Here is a 14,744-nt window from a genome sequence, read left to right as displayed (position 1 = left end):
GCGGAAACGCGGGGGCCGTTCAGGCTGTTGCGCTGAGATTGAAAATCAACCAATTTATGTTAAAACGTTTTAAAGAATAAAATAGCAGCTAAATCCGTATATAAGTCGATACTTCAAACTACCTGTTTGCTTCAATGAGCTTTTCAAGCCTCAAAACTCGATGGTAGAGGGCCGACTTCGACAAGGGAGGGTCAGCCATCTCCCCCAAATCGCGCAGTGACAGATCGGGGTAGCGCTCGCGCAGGTCGCAAAAGACCGCCAAGGCGTCCGGAAGCGTGTCGCGCAAACCCCGCTGTTCGAGCTCACCGATCAACGCAAGCTGATGCTGGGCAGCGCCCGCACTTCTGGTCTGATTGGCCAGCTCGGCATTCACGCGACGGTTTACGTCGTTCTTAACCAATTTGACCGCACGCGCCTCCTCAATCTCGGCAACACTGCGCTTGGCACCAATCAGCTTTAAAAGATGCTCGATTTCCTCGGCGCTCTTTATGTACACGGCATAAGACCCCCGCCGTGCATTAACACGCGCATGGACCCCAATCTGCTCCAGCAGATCGCAGAGCCCCTTGGCATATTGCTCGCCCTGCACCGCGATCTCCAAATGAAAGTCGCCGCGGGGATCGGCCACGAAACCGCCGGCGATGAGCGCGCCGCGGATATAGGCAAGTCTGCAGCAAGGACGGGCAACGATGTGTCGGGGAACACCAGCGACGAGCCCTCCTCTGCGGTCTAGAATGCCCAGCAGCACCAGAGCCTTGTCCAGGTCGGGTTGATCGGGCAGGGTAATGAGATAGTTACGGACCTTATGCAAGACCGATTTACGAACGGTGAATTCCGTTTTGAGCTTAAGGATACGATGCGTCAGCGTGATCATCGTGCGCGCGACGGCGCCCGTCTCGGTCGCGACCGTCAAACGATACCGCCCGGAGCCGGCCAGCGAAAGTGTACCGCTCACACGCGTCAGGGCGGCAAGCGTCGACAAATCGCAGTATTCACATTCGGGTTCGCAGCGCGCGAGCTCGTCACGCACCTCGGCGGTAAACGACATGCAGGCCTATGCTTTCGTGTTGGCGCGCGACAAGTCGCGATGGGAAATGCTCACGTGATACTGGGCGCCTTCCAAATAACGTGCCGTGGCCTCGGCGATGGCAACGCTGCGGTGCTGACCGCCCGTGCAACCGATGGCAATAGAAAGCTGTGGCTTGCCCTCCGCGATATAGCCGGGCATGACCGTATCGAGCAGCTGCGTCCAGGCCTTCCAGAACTCCTGGGTCTTGGGATGGTCCAGAACAAAGTCAGAGACTTTCTTATCGAGACCGGTCATCGTGCGCATCTCGGGATCGTAGAACGGATTGGGCAGGAAGCGAACGTCGATCATAATGTCCGCCTCGACGGGCATACCGTGCTTAAAGCCAAACGAGAACACGTGAACGTCCATGAGCTGCTGGTCGGACAACTCGGAGAACGCCATGCGCAATTTGTTGCGCAGAGCAGAGGTGCGCAAGCGGCTCGTATCGATAATCATGTCAGCTCGGTCGCGAACGCCCTGCAGCTGCAGGCGCTCGCGCTGAATCGCATCGGCCGTAGTCTCCCCCGGCTTGGCAATGGGATGGCGGCGGCGGTTTTCACTATAACGACGGATCAGCACCTCGTCAGAGGCCTCGAGAAACACGATGTCACAGCTCATCTCGCGCTCCTCGAGTGCGGCAACGGCATCGAGCAGCTCATCGAACAAGCCCTGGCTGCGCAGGTCGCAGGTGACGGCAAGATGCCTGCCCACGCCCGTATTGATGCCGACGAGTTCGGCAAGCTGGGCGATGAGACGCGGAGGCAGGTTATCAATGCAAAAATAGCCCATGTCCTCGAACACGTGCATGGCCTGTGTGCGGCCCGATCCGGACATTCCGGTGATGATGACGATATCGGGGATGCGCTCCGAGCGCTCCGCCGCATCCATGGCATCTCCCTTTTGCATGTGCTGCCTCCCAAAAACAAGCGCGGGACCCAGCAACCCGGATCCCGCGCGGTCAATTGCCTATATTGAGTATACCGCCCCGAGCGGATACGAGGCCTGTCTTACGCCTCAAGCGCAGCCTTGAACCAACTCGTAATACTCGTGGGGTGCGTGATGGCGGTGCCGACGACAACGGCCCAGGCGCCAGCATCGATCGCAGCGCGAGCCTCCTCGGGCGTGTGCACGCGGCCCTCGCAGATGATGGGAAGACCGGGGAATTCCTCGGTCGCCTGACGCAGGAGTGGCAGGTCGGGGCCATCGGCCATGGTGCAGTCGATGGCGGCGACGCCGTGAGAAAGCGTGGTGGATACCAGGTCAAAGCCCATATCAACCGCACGGCGAATGTCCTCGATGGTGGCACAATCCGCCATCAGGAGCACACCCTCCTCGTGCAGCGGGCGGAAGGTATCCTCGACGGTCTTGCCATCGGGGCGCGGACGATCGGTGGCGTCGATCGCCACGATATCGGCACCAGCAGCAACGCAGGCGCGGGCGTGACGCAGCGTCGGCGTGATGTAAACGCCCTCGTGTCCATCCTTCCATAGGCCAATAACAGGAACCTCACAGCGACCCTTAATGGCGGCAATGTCGGCAAGGCCCTGGCAGCGAATGGCGGCGGCGCCGCCGAGTTCGCAAGCGCGAGACATTTGAGCCATGGTCTCGGGCGTACGAAGCGGCTCGCCCATATACGCCTGAACGCTCACGACGAGCTTACCCTTCAGGGATTGAATCAAAGGATCGACGGTCATAAGGCTGCAACCTTTCTCAGAACAGCCTCCCGAGGCGTGTTGTCTCGGGAGGCTCCTACAGCAGATACGTTTACTTTAACGAAGCGAGAAGATGCTCGGCGGCACCGATGAGCGGAGCATCGCCCTCCAGAGACCCGATGAGAATCGGCGTGTCCTGGAGCGGATCGAGCGCCTGGCTGGCATAGCCCTCGTGCACCGAATCCTTCCACGTCTGCGAACGCCAATCGGGACCCTGATGAATTACGCCGCCCGAAAGCACGATGACCTCTGGATCCAGAATATTGGCAAGCGAGCCCAAGCTGGCGCCCAGCGCAAAGCCGGCGTCATGGATGACCTCGGTCGCCTTTGCGTCGCCAGCACGACACAGGTCGTTCACGTCGCGACCGACCGAAGGACGGCTGGGGTCAACTCGACCGAAGCGTTCGTCGTACATACGGCCAATCGAGGTGCCCGAAGCAACAGACTCAAGATGGCCGGAACGCCCGCAGGCGCAGGGAATGCCGGCGGCAGCCGAGCACTCGATGTGGCCCATATGACCGGCAGCACCATGGAAGCCCTGCATCACGCGGCCGTTCTCGACATATGCGCCGCCGATGCCCGTACCGATGCCCAGGCACAAGACGGAGAACTTGCCCTTGCCGACGCCCCAGTGGGCCTCGCCCAGAGCATGAGCCTGCACGTCGCCCACAACGGCAACGGGAAGACCAAGGTCCTCGCGCAGACGCGGCCCCAACTGAACGCCGGACCAGCCGGGCATGATCTCATTGGCATACGCAATGGCGCCCGTCTTGGGATCGACGACGCCTGCGGCACCGATACCGACACCGAGAACCTCGACATCGGGATTCGCCTCAAGAGCGGCCTTAATAGACGCCTCGATGCGCTGGAAAACTGCCTCGCCGCCTTCTTGGGCCTCGGTGGGAACCTCGGCTTCAAAGACCGGATGGGGCACGCTGCCATCAGCCGGGTACTCCATGATGGCAGTCGCAATTTTAGTTCCGCCGATATCGACAGAGCAGACGTACTTGTTCTCCATGTCGCTCTCCTTCGGAGATAAAAACAACTACAGGAAATGCGCCGTCAGGCTAGCCGTCACAGCGCAGTAAAGGTTTTCCAGGTGTCCGAGATCGCCGAGAAACCGTGTGGCCATTGACCTAATGGGTCATGGCCACACGGTTGAACGGCGAGGTCGGGTGCCTGGGAAGCTTTACAGGAGACCGTTGTCCTGAAGGACCTTCCTAATCGCCTCGACGTTCTCGCCGGTCATGGCCTTCACCGGGCGCGGCATGGTCGGGCTGTCGAAGATACCCATGAGGTTCATAGCGGTCTTGAAGGCGCCGACGCCACCGGCATAGCCCTGGACGCCCGAGGTGACGTCCCAGATGTGCGAAATCTCATTGAGGCGATCCTGCTCGGCCTTGACGGTAGCCCAGTCGCCAGCCTGAGCGGCCTTCCACTGGCGCACGTAGCCCTCGGGCTCAACGTTGGCAAGGCCCGGGACAGAGCCGTCGGCGCCACCGAGGTAAGCGCCGTCGACAACGACCTCGTGACCGGTGAGGATGCTCATCGGATGGCCATTCTTCTCGTTCTCCTGAACGAGGTAGCGGAACGAGATGTCATCACCCGAGGAATCCTTGACGCCAGCAAGGACGCCCTCGGCGCCGAGCTTGGCAAGGAGCTTCCAGGGGAGCTTGGTGTGAACGCACACGGGAATGTCATAGGCAAAGATTGGCAGATCGAGCTCCTCGTGCAGAATGCGGAAGTGCTCCTCGACCTCGGTCATGCCCTGCAGGGCATAGAACGGGCAGGTGGCGACGAGGGCATCGGCACCCAGCTCCTGAGCGACCTTACCGTGCTCAATCATGCGCTCGGTCTCGGTATCGATGATGCCGACCAGAACAGGCACGCGGTGATCGACGATGCGCACGGCCTCGGCGATAATCTGGCGACGACGCTCGTCGGTGGAGAAGACGACCTCGCCCGAAGAGCCCAGGAAGAACAGGCCATCGACGCCGGCATCGATCATGCGGTTGATGCTGCGCTCAAAGGAGGCAACGTCGAGCTGGTGGTCTTCGGTATCGGGAACAACGACGGGAGGGATAACGCCGGTGAATTTCTGAGTTGCCACAAGAATCTCCTTAGTTGTCTGGCGGGCGGCCCTATGCCACCCACTCTTGTTGGCAGTGTCCAGGCCGTCTAGGCCAAAGAACACGGGTAGAACGTTTGGTTAAAAAAGTCGATGACTTCGTTTTCGAACGCGTTGATGCGCTCATGAGCGTATTTGGCATAGATGATATGCCTCCGGTCACACTCAAGACCGTTGAATACGGCAAACTGGCCCTTGGGATCACTCACGGCATCCATGAGCGATGTGCCCATGAGCACCGATCCACTCACCCGAGACGACAACGCCTCGAGGCCACCGGGAATTGGATTGGCAACCGCCGTGCAGGCGAGGCCCCGCTCGTCCAGAGCAGAAATCGCCAGCGCGACTCCGCCGCCAAGGCCCTCGCCCCATGCAAAGATGCGGTCGGGGTCCACGCCATCAAGATTGCGCGCCACCTTCGCCATCGCGCAACCCCAACGGACGCGCTTGACAAAAGCAGGAGAGGCAATCCCCTGCTGCAGCTCGCTGGATCCAATCGCCTCATCGTCCAGCGCAAGCACGGCATATCCCATGGCCGCAAACCTCGTCATGTGATGCCATCCCCGCACGGGTCGGTCGATGTCGTGAAACATCAGACATAGCGGCACAAGCTCGGATGCTCGGGCGCGACCGGCAGGCTCGATCAAACGTGCGTGGACCACATCGCCACCAAGCTCAAAGGAAACCTCGGAGTAGCGGGCATACGGATTGGCGAAATCGATCGCCGTAATACTCGGCCCGCAAACCTCAAGGTCCGAAGCGGCTATCTCTAATTCGGAAACATCCGCAGAAGCATCACCGCGCCAATCCCGGAAATCAGCGAGCCTTGACGAGACCGTTCCGGGAATCCCCACAAGGTCGGAGACAATCAGCTCATTGACATTGCTCTCGCACTTAGACATGAGCCTCCCCTCCCTTGCAGAAAAACGGAATGATCAGATCGTCAAAATCCTGAATCTCCTCGTGGCCAAAGCCTTCAAAGAACTCATGACGCTTTTCACAGGTCAGGTTGTTATAGACCGCAAACTGCGTCGCTGGAGGACAGACGGTATCGGCTGTGCCGGTGCCAAACAGCACGGGGCATTTGACCATAGGGGCAAAGTTCTTGGAATCGAAGTACGCCAGCTTGGCATAGGCTTCGTCGATACGAGTCGAGTCCTCGTCAAACCAGCGAGACCAATAGCGCAGGCCCTCGTAGGCAATGTCGTCGGCATCCAAATCCCAGACCAGGCGGAAATCCGACAGGAAGGGATAGAGGATGGCGGCGCGATTGATAAGCTCGCTGTTAAGTGCACAGGTCGCAATGCCCAAACCGCCGCCCTGCGACGCGCCGTTCACAAACACACGGGCAAGATTGATGCCCTCGAGCTCGCGAACGATGCGACACAGGATGCGAATATCTTGGTGCAAGCGGACATAGTAGAGGTTGGCCGGGTCGCCGTCGATACCGGCGACGATATGGCCCGCGACCGTTGTGCCCTCAAATCCACCAATGTCCTCGGAGGGACCTCCTTGACCGGGGCAGTCGAGGGCGATGAGTGCCATGCCCATGCCCGCAAACGACGCCTGCTCAAACCAGCTGCGGCTTGCACCCGGATATCCATGGAACTGAAGTACCAATGGCACGGGCTCGTCCGAGACGGGTTTAAGGTACTTGGCATGCAGGCGAGCGCCACACATGCCGGTATACCAGAGGTCGAAAAGCTGGCAGGTCACGGCATCGGTGACCGATGCCGTCTCGATCGCATAGTCAAGCCCGACGGCGTCGGCCTCGGCCATGCGGTCCTTCCAAAAGAGATCGAAATCTGATGGACGGGGCATGGCGCCCCGATACCCACCAAATTGCTGTTGTAGCTCCTGAGCACTTGGCATGGCTCGTGAACCCAACCTTTCGAAATCGCAACGGAGGTGCGCCCGGCAAGGGAACCGGGCGCACGGGAGGGAAAGCGAGGCTACTCGCCGAGCTTGGGATGCAGCAGCGACGGCGCAGCACCGAGCAGCATCTTGGTGTAGGGGTCCTGAGGGTGCTGGAAGACCTGCTTGGCCTCGCCCTGCTCGACGATCTTGCCGCCATTCATAACGATGATGTCGTCAGAGATATAGCGGACCGTCTGGATGTCATGGCTGATGAACACCATGGCCAGGCCGAGCTCCTTCTTAAGGTCGGTCAGCAGGTTCAGAATCTGCGCGCGGACCGAAACGTCCAGAGCCGAGGTGGGCTCGTCGGCGATGATGGCATCGGGGTTCAACGACAGGGCACGGGCAATTGCGACGCGCTGGCGCTGGCCGCCCGAAAGCTGGCCGGGAAGAACCTCGGCGGCGGAGCTGGGCAGACCGGTGAGCTCCAGGAGCTCCTTGACGCGCTTCTCCTGCTCGGCCTCGGTACCCAGGTTGTGGACGCGCATGGGGTCGAGCAGTTGCTCGCGAACGACCATGCGGGGGTTGAGTGCCGTGGCCGGGTTCTGGAACACGACCGAGATGACGCGACCCATGTGGCGACGGTCCTCGGCGGTACGTTTGGTAACGTCCTTGCCCTTAAAGTAGACCTTGCCGCTCGTGGGGGCCTGCAGGCCGCACATGACGTTGGCGGTGGTGGACTTACCGCAACCGGACTCGCCGACGATGCCGATCGTCTGACCGGGCATGAGCCTAATCGTTACACCCTGGACGGCGTGAACCAGGTTAGGGTGCAGAATCGAGCCGGTACGGGTCCTAAAGGTGACGTGGACGTCATCAAGGAAGATGATCGGCTCGACGCCGTTGACTGCGGTCTCGCTCATCTACATCACCTCCGCGTGAGGGGTCAAACCATTTGCCTTGAGCACCTCGTCGGGGAGCTCGGAATAGAAGTGCTCGGTGCCGGGCACGCGCTTGAAGACCGGACGGGTGTCCAGGCCAATGCGCGGATGGCTCGAGCGGGGCGCGAAGCGATCGCCCTTGGGGAAATCGCGCGGGCTCGGAACGGCGCCGGGTACCTGGTGCAGGCGGCCCGAACCGCTCTCGATGGACAGAACGGAGCCCAGAAGACCGCGGGTGTACTCGTGGATCGGGTTAGTGAGCAGCTCCTTGGTGGGCGCCTGCTCGATAACCTGACCGGCGTACATAACCGTGATGTTATGGGCGACCTCGGCGACCAGCGCCAAGTCATGCGAGACGAAGATCATGGCAAAGCCGAGCTTGGCCTGAAGGTCGTTGAGCAGCTTGATGACCTGCTTCTGGACGGTAACGTCCAGAGCGGTCGTGGGCTCGTCGCAGATGACCAGCTTGGGGTCGCGGGTAAGGGCCATAGCGATCAGGACACGCTGACGCTGGCCACCGGAAAGCTCATGCGGGTAGCTCTCGAGCGTACGCTTGGGGTCGAGGCCCACGAGCTCCAGGAGTTCCTCGGCGCTGCGGGTGCCGCCGCGCTTGGTGAGCTGCTTCATCTGGGCAGAGATGAGCATGGAGGGGTTGAGCGAGGACAGGGCGTCCTGATAGACCATAGCGATATCGGTACCGCGCAGGCCGAACCACTCCTTCTTGCTCATCTTGAGCAGGTCGCGGCCCTCCCAGAGGACCTCGCCGGAAAGATGTTCGTCATCGTCGGTCAGGCCCATGATGGCCAGCGTGGTGATGGACTTACCGCAACCGGACTCGCCCACCAGGCCCATGGTCTGGCCGGGACGGACGTCAAAGTTGACATGGTCGACGACGTTGATATCACCGTGATGCTCAAACTGAATGCAGAAATCGCGAACCGAAAGGATCGGCTCAACAGACTCGTCGGGCACATGGCGATCGTCACGCTTGAGCTCGACATCGCGCAGGGCGCCAAGGCGAGCGGAGAGGGACTGGGCCTGCTCCTTGTAGGCGCGAACGGGGTCGGAGACCAGCAGGTCGGCCTCGCGACGCTTGGAGGAATCGGTCGGATCCAGGGCGGCGGAGGGAGCAGCGGCCATGGCGTCGGTAATGCCCTCGGAGAGGATGTTGAGCGCCAGGCAGGTGATCATGATGGCCAGGCCCGGGAACAGCGCCTGCCACCAACGGCCGGCGAGCACGCCGCCGCGGGCGTCGGCGAGGATGTTGCCCCAGGTAGCGGTGGGCTCCTGGATACCAGCGCCGATGAAGGTCAGCGAGGCCTCGAAGATGATGGCGTCGGCGACCAGGGTAACGGTGAAGACCATGATCGGGGCGATGCAGTTACGCAGAACATGCTTGATCAAAATCCACGGAGCCTTGGCGCCGGAAACGATGACCGCGCGGACATAGTCCTCGCCGTACTCGGACACGATGTTGGCGCGCACGATACGGGCAATCTGCGGAGTGTACATAAAGCCGATGGCGAAGATGATCGACGGCACGGAGTTGCCCAGGATGGAGACGAAGACGGCCGCGAGGGCGATGCCCGGGATGGACATGATGATGTCCAGGATACGCATGATCGTCTCGGAAACGGCCTTGCGCGAAACCGCCGCAAGGGCGCCCACGACCGAGCCGCAGACCAGAGCCATGGCAGTGGCGCCAAAGCCGATAATCAGCGAGTAACGACCACCGTAGAGCATGCGCGACAGAATGTCGCGACCCTTATCGTCGGTACCGAAGATAAATCCGTTGCCGGGAGCCTGGCGAGCCGTAAAAATCTCGACCGGGCTATAGGGAGCAAGAAGGGGCGCCAGAATCGCAGTCAGGGCGACCAGCACCAACACGACGGCGGCAATCTTAGAAGACAGCGTCATCTTCTTCCAGCCACCGAGCTTGAGCCCCTTGGAGGCAGCCTTCTCGAGCTGCTCGGTTTGCTTCTCTCGAATCTTTACCATAATCTACACCGTCCTGATGCGCGGGTTGATGAGCAGGTAGAGCATGTCAACCACGATGTTGATGATGATGAAGGCAAGAGCAACGACGATAACGACGCCCTGAACCAGGTTCGCCTCGTTGCCCTGAACGCCCTGCAGAATCGCGGTGCCCATGCCGGGGAGGTTGAAGATAACCTCGATGACGACGGCGCCGCCCATGAGGTAACCGATCTTAAGACCGAGGGTGGTGACCGGGGTGATCAGCGCATTGCGAAGAACGTTGATGCCGACGACGACCTTCTCGGGAACGCCGGCGCCGCGAGCCATACGGACATAATCCTTATCGAGCTCCTCGACCATGGCGGTACGCACGATACGAGTCATCTGGCCCGTCAGCGGAAATGCCAAGGCGATAGCGGGCATGATCATACGTCCCAGATAGCCAGCCGGATTCGTGGTGAAGTGAGGCAGAGCACCCGATGCCGGAAGCACCTTAAGGTAGGAAGAGAACAGCAGGATCAACAGAACGGCAAGCCAGAACGACGGGGTTGCCAAGCCGGCGATGGAAAAGACGCGGATCACTTGGTCCGGCCATTTGTCGCGATACAGTGCCGCGATGACGCCGAGTAAAAACGAAACGACCGCACCGATGGCAAGGCCGATGAAGGTCAGCTGCATCGTGACGGGCAGGGCCGTGGAGATGCGCTTGGCAACGGAGTTGCGAGCAGCACCATAGGTGCCCATGTCGCCATGGATCAAATCGCCCATATAGCGCACGTAGCGCACAGGCCAGGGGTCGTCCAGACCATACTTCTCATGGTACTCGGCAACCGCCTCGGGCGAGGCACCGTCACCCAACGCCGTGTAGGCGGGGTCGGTCTTGGAGAACGACATAAGGAAGAACACCAGGACGGTGACGCCCAATGCCATGATCGGCAGCGCCACAAGACGCCTTCCAATCAAACGTAGCAAGTTGTTCACGTTCTCTCCCCTTTCTTTTGTCGGTAGGACCAACTGGTATATGAGTACGGATACTCATTACAAGACCCGAGCGACATCGAGGTCGCCCGGGTCTTTGTTTCAACTATGAGGATACGGTCCCAACGACCGACATCCTGCATACAGACTCAAGCGAGTCTTACGCCTTGACGGTCGCAACGCCCCTGAAGGACATGCTCGTCGTGCCGATGCCCTTGAAGCCATCGAGGGCCTCGCCGTTGGGCGCAGTGGACGGATCGTCCCAGGAAGCGGAGACGGTCTTGACGTGGACAACGGGGTACAGAACGGCGTTGTCGGCAATGATGTCGAAGCACTCGTTCCACTTCTTCTGCTGCTCATCGCCCTCAGCGGCAAGAGCCTCGTCCATGAGACCGTGGAGCTTCTGCCACTCAGCGGACTCCTTCCACGGGCAACGGGTCTGCATCCAGACGTTGTCGCCGTACCACCAGTTGAGCAGCAGGTCGGGATCGGCGCCGAAGCAGGAAGGATCGCCAGGGGCAAGGAGGATATCGTAGGCCTCGCCGCCGTCGATGGCAGCGTAGGTGGCCGGCGAGGTATCGGTCTGGATGGTCACATCGAAGCCGAGAGCGTCGAGGTCATTCTTGACCTGGGCGGCCATGCCCTTAATCTGCTCGTTGTCGGTGGTGCGCAGGGTAATGGCACCCGGGGTGATGCCAGACTCCTCGATGAGCTTCTTAGCCTTCTTGGCGTCGGTCTTGTACACCGTGGAAGCCTCATGATAGTTGGTGAAGCTCTTGGGCAGGTAGCAGCTGGCAGCGGTGGCAAGGCCGGCGAAGGTGTTGCTGACCATCTTCTCGGTGTCGAGCGCATACATGACAGCCTGACGGACCTTGACGTTGTTCCAAGGCTCCTTGGCGACGTTGAACATGATGAAGCGGGTGCCGAAACCCTGAACGTTATCGATCTTGCAGCCGGCGCTCTCGAGCTGGTCGACGGCGTCAGCGGTAACGAGCTCCATAACGAGCGTGGAGCCCTCCTGCTGAGCGGTAACGCGAGCGGTGGGGTCGGTCAGGATGCTGTACTGGATCTTCTTATCCTCGGCAGCATACTCACCGTTGTACTCGGGGTTGGGAACCAGGGTGATCTCGGTATCGGAGATAGAGTCGTACATCCAGGGGCCGGAGCCGATCGGCTGCTTGGCGCGATCCTCCTCGGTCTGGGTGGCCGGGGTAACGCGGACGATGGCCAGACGATCCTTGAGCAGGGAGAAGTTGGGGACCTTGGTCTTGACCGTCACGGTGCTGGCGTCCTTGGCCTCGATGGACTCGAAGGGCTGGAAGAACGGAGCATAGGTAGCGGAAGCGGCGCAAGCGGTGTAGGAGGCAACGACATCGTCAGCGGTGACCTCGGTGCCATCGGAGAACTTGGCGCCCTTGCGGATGGTGACCTCGAAAGTGGTGTCGTCCACAGACTTGGGATCGTCGGTGGCGAGCTCGTTGAAGGTGCTGTAGTCGTGGTAATCGATGCCGTAGAGGCCCTCGACGACGTGCCAGTTAGCACCCAGGCCCACAGCGGAGCCGGTGCTGGCGGGATCGAAGCTGGACGGAGCGTAAGCGGAACCAGCGGTGATCACGCCGCCGCCACGGTTGGCGGAATCGGTGGAACCGGAAGCGGAACCCTCGTCGCTAGAGCTGCCACCGCAGCCGGTGAGACCAAGCCCTGCGACAGCAGCGACGCTGCCGGTGAGGCCGAGGAACGAACGCCTGGACATACCCTTGTTGATGATGGCCATGTCTTCTCCTATCAATAGAGAATCTTACCCGGGAGCGCCTAGACGTGCCCCCGCGCAACTTGCGGACGATATATACCTTACCTACCGACGAACCCAACTGAGGTGCCGCGCTCGGCGACCGATACATACATACGCTTGAACGGTATTTGCTACCGTTCACCGAATTCATTGACAAACGATTCGCCAGACAGTATGTATCGACGAGGTGAGATATCAGTCTTCGTCAACCCGCAGGATAGCAGGGTTGTTCACCATGGCTAGTCAAACGTTTTAGCGTTAATTAAACCCGAAATCGGCTGGTAATCGCCGTGAAATAAATGATTGAAAATCACGCAATCATGTATATCAGTTGTTTAGAGGCGTGTTTAGTTTTCGGATTGCTTTGCCGCCGCCTCGGCGCGCTCGGCATTCCATGCAACGAGCGCCTCGTGAACCGCTTTGGCGACATCGGCAGGAATGCCTCGAACTTCCGCGATCTCTTGCTCGCTCGCCGCGCGCAAACGCTTCATCGAGCCAAAATGGCGCATAAGGGCACGTTTTCTGGTGGGTCCCACGCCTGGAACGTCATCGAGTACCGAAACCGTCATGGCTTTATCGCGCAATTCGCGATGGAACGTGATGGCAAAACGGTGCGATTCATCGCGCACCTGTTTAATTAGATAGAGCGACGCGGACCCGGTCGGCAGCACGACGGGAGTCTCGTCCCAAGGCACGAAAACCTCCTCATCGGCCTTTGCCAAGCCACAAACTGGTATATCGAGCCCAAGAGCCTCAAGTTGCTTGATCGCAGCGGTCAATTGCGGCTTACCGCCATCGACAACGAGCAAATCGGGGCGCGAGCCAAAGCGCTCGTCGGCCATGCGCTCGGGAGCATAACGTCGTCCCAAAACCTCGGACATCGACACGAAGTCGTTTGCCTCGTCCAATTCGGCCTGAATTTTAAAACGACGATACTGACTCTTGTCGGCGCGCCCGTTGGTAAACACCACCATCGAGGCGACCGTAAAGGTGCCATGCAGTGTAGAGATATCGAAGCACTCGATACGCAACGGCGGCGATGGCAGCGCCAACGCACTTTCGAGCTCCAGGAGCGCTTGATTGGTGCGGTCGTCAGCGTACCCCGTTCGCATCATGTAGCGCATGAGGGCATGGCGCGCATTTTTGGATGCCATATCGAGCAGACGGTGCTTTTCGCCACGCTGCGGCCTATGGAGATGGCAGGAACGCTCACGCTTGCCCGCAAGCCACTCCCCCAGCGCTTCCGCATCCTCAAGCTCGACGGAAAGGTTGACCTCAGCTGGAATATCAGCCGTCTCGTCGTAATAGCGCTTAAGAAAGCCCGACTGGAGCTCTTCCTCGTCAACATCAAGACCCTTGTCGAGAATGAACTCGCAGGTGCGAACTGTTCGGCCCTCGCGAACGACGAAGACGCAAGCGGCGGAGATGGTCTCCTCGCGATAGAAACCGATGACATCTATATCGACACTGGAGGGAAAAACGACTTGCTGACGATCGTCCAGACCCCTGATGACCTCCAAACGACGTTTGACGCGTGCCGCGCGCTCAAAGTCGAGCGCCTCAGCGGCATCCGTCATCTCGGAGGTCAGCTCATCGACGACATCCTTGCGATGGCCCGACAAAAAGCGCTCGACACGCTTGACGTTCTTGGCATAGTCTGCCGGGGAAATCACGCCGACACACGCACCCGGGCCGCGCCCGACATGGTAGTCAAAGCAGGGGCGCCCGTTTTGCGCGCAAATCATATTGACGATGTCTTCCTCGCCCTTGTGGGACTCGACGATACGGCGACAACGACGCCACTCCGCACAGGATGCGGAGCAGATGGGGATAACCTTGCGCAGCGTATCTATCGTCTCACGTGCCGCGCGGCTATCGGTATAAGGTCCAAAATAGCGCGTTCCCGGCTTATGACGCTCACGCGTGTATTTGATAGCGGGATACAGGTCGCCCTTTGTAATGGCGATAAAGGGGTAGCTCTTGTCATCCTTGAGGTCGACGTTAAAGTACGGATGGTACTGACCAATCAAATTGCGCTCGAGCACCAACGCCTCGTGCTCGGTCTCCACCACGATATAGTCAAAGCTCGCCACCAGCTGCATCATCAGCGGGATCTTCTGGCGCTCGTCCTGCAGCGTCACGTACTGACGCATACGGGCGCGCAGGTTTTTCGCCTTACCCACGTAGATGACATCGCCCTTGGCGTCTTTCCAAAGGTAGCAGCCGGGCTGCGTGGGAACGCGCGAAACCTGCTCGGCAAGCGTTGGAATGTTGTCGTGACCGGCCACGC

The 14,744-nt window shown here is 59.9% G+C and carries 12 protein-coding genes; all 12 read right to left on the bottom strand.

The window, feature by feature from the left end:
- Positions 1-118: 118 nt before the first annotated feature.
- Complete coding sequence (gene whiA / locus CHY22_RS09345; RefSeq protein ID WP_089573616.1) at positions 119-1,048, bottom strand: DNA-binding protein WhiA; 930 nt, start codon at positions 1,046-1,048, stop codon at positions 119-121.
- 6 nt (positions 1,049-1,054) lie between these two features.
- A complete protein-coding gene (rapZ, locus tag CHY22_RS09340; protein ID WP_022094878.1) occupies positions 1,055-1,975 on the bottom strand; it encodes an RNase adapter RapZ in 921 nt (306 codons plus the stop codon).
- A 101-nt stretch (positions 1,976-2,076) separates the two neighbouring features.
- Positions 2,077-2,763, bottom strand: a complete 687-nt coding sequence (locus CHY22_RS09335; RefSeq protein WP_022094877.1) for an N-acetylmannosamine-6-phosphate 2-epimerase — start codon at positions 2,761-2,763, stop codon at positions 2,077-2,079.
- Positions 2,764-2,833: 70 nt separating this feature from the next.
- A complete protein-coding gene (locus CHY22_RS09330) occupies positions 2,834-3,799 on the bottom strand; it encodes an ROK family protein (protein ID WP_022094876.1) in 966 nt (321 codons plus the stop codon).
- Between the two features lie 171 nt (positions 3,800-3,970).
- Complete coding sequence (locus CHY22_RS09325; RefSeq protein WP_089573615.1) at positions 3,971-4,891, bottom strand: dihydrodipicolinate synthase family protein; 921 nt, start codon at positions 4,889-4,891, stop codon at positions 3,971-3,973.
- 68 nt (positions 4,892-4,959) lie between these two features.
- Entirely contained in the window at positions 4,960-5,811 is an 852-nt protein-coding gene (locus tag CHY22_RS09320; RefSeq protein ID WP_089573614.1) for an acetylxylan esterase, read from the bottom strand.
- Positions 5,804-6,781: an acetylxylan esterase gene (locus tag CHY22_RS09315; RefSeq protein WP_089573613.1), complete on the bottom strand. Its 978-nt coding sequence runs from the start codon at positions 6,779-6,781 to the stop codon at positions 5,804-5,806. Before CHY22_RS09315 ends, CHY22_RS09320 begins: the two co-directional genes overlap by 8 nt.
- Before the next feature lie 80 nt (positions 6,782-6,861).
- Positions 6,862-7,689: an ABC transporter ATP-binding protein gene (locus tag CHY22_RS09310; protein WP_089573612.1), complete on the bottom strand. Its 828-nt coding sequence runs from the start codon at positions 7,687-7,689 to the stop codon at positions 6,862-6,864.
- A complete protein-coding gene (locus tag CHY22_RS09305) occupies positions 7,690-9,705 on the bottom strand; it encodes a dipeptide/oligopeptide/nickel ABC transporter permease/ATP-binding protein (protein ID WP_035138893.1) in 2,016 nt (671 codons plus the stop codon). It lies immediately after the preceding gene.
- A 3-nt stretch (positions 9,706-9,708) separates the two neighbouring features.
- Entirely contained in the window at positions 9,709-10,665 is a 957-nt protein-coding gene (locus CHY22_RS09300; RefSeq protein ID WP_055251823.1) for an ABC transporter permease, read from the bottom strand.
- A 157-nt stretch (positions 10,666-10,822) separates the two neighbouring features.
- Positions 10,823-12,436 (bottom strand): ABC transporter substrate-binding protein, encoded by a 1,614-nt coding sequence (locus CHY22_RS09295; RefSeq protein ID WP_035138897.1) that lies wholly within the window; start codon positions 12,434-12,436, stop codon positions 10,823-10,825.
- Positions 12,437-12,801: 365 nt separating this feature from the next.
- The gene (gene uvrC, locus CHY22_RS09290) at positions 12,802-14,742 is read right to left on the bottom strand and encodes an excinuclease ABC subunit UvrC (protein ID WP_311774759.1); all 1,941 of its coding nucleotides are present in this window, start codon (positions 14,740-14,742) and stop codon (positions 12,802-12,804) included.
- Positions 14,743-14,744 lie beyond the last annotated feature (2 nt).

Origin of the sequence: Collinsella sp. TF06-26 (genome assembly GCF_002232035.1) — a bacterium.
Taxonomy (GTDB): Bacteria; Actinomycetota; Coriobacteriia; order Coriobacteriales; family Coriobacteriaceae; genus Collinsella.
Note: the sequence above shows the minus strand (reverse complement) of the source record. Positions and strands in the feature narration are given on the sequence as shown.

What these genes read in the sequence shown, in the direction of transcription:
- whiA (WP_089573616.1), bottom strand. Translation starts at nt 1,048, where the DNA reads ATGTCGTTTACCGCCGAGGTGCGTGACGAGCTCGCGCGCTGCGAACCC.
- CHY22_RS09310 (WP_089573612.1), bottom strand. Translation starts at nt 7,689, where the DNA reads ATGAGCGAGACCGCAGTCAACGGCGTCGAGCCGATCATCTTCCTTGAT.
- CHY22_RS09320 (WP_089573614.1), bottom strand. Translation starts at nt 5,811, where the DNA reads ATGTCTAAGTGCGAGAGCAATGTCAATGAGCTGATTGTCTCCGACCTT.
- CHY22_RS09315 (WP_089573613.1), bottom strand. Translation starts at nt 6,781, where the DNA reads ATGCCAAGTGCTCAGGAGCTACAACAGCAATTTGGTGGGTATCGGGGC.
- CHY22_RS09335 (WP_022094877.1), bottom strand. Translation starts at nt 2,763, where the DNA reads ATGACCGTCGATCCTTTGATTCAATCCCTGAAGGGTAAGCTCGTCGTG.
- CHY22_RS09330 (WP_022094876.1), bottom strand. Translation starts at nt 3,799, where the DNA reads ATGGAGAACAAGTACGTCTGCTCTGTCGATATCGGCGGAACTAAAATT.
- CHY22_RS09305 (WP_035138893.1), bottom strand. Translation starts at nt 9,705, where the DNA reads ATGGTAAAGATTCGAGAGAAGCAAACCGAGCAGCTCGAGAAGGCTGCC.
- CHY22_RS09295 (WP_035138897.1), bottom strand. Translation starts at nt 12,436, where the DNA reads ATGGCCATCATCAACAAGGGTATGTCCAGGCGTTCGTTCCTCGGCCTC.
- rapZ (WP_022094878.1), bottom strand. Translation starts at nt 1,975, where the DNA reads ATGCAAAAGGGAGATGCCATGGATGCGGCGGAGCGCTCGGAGCGCATC.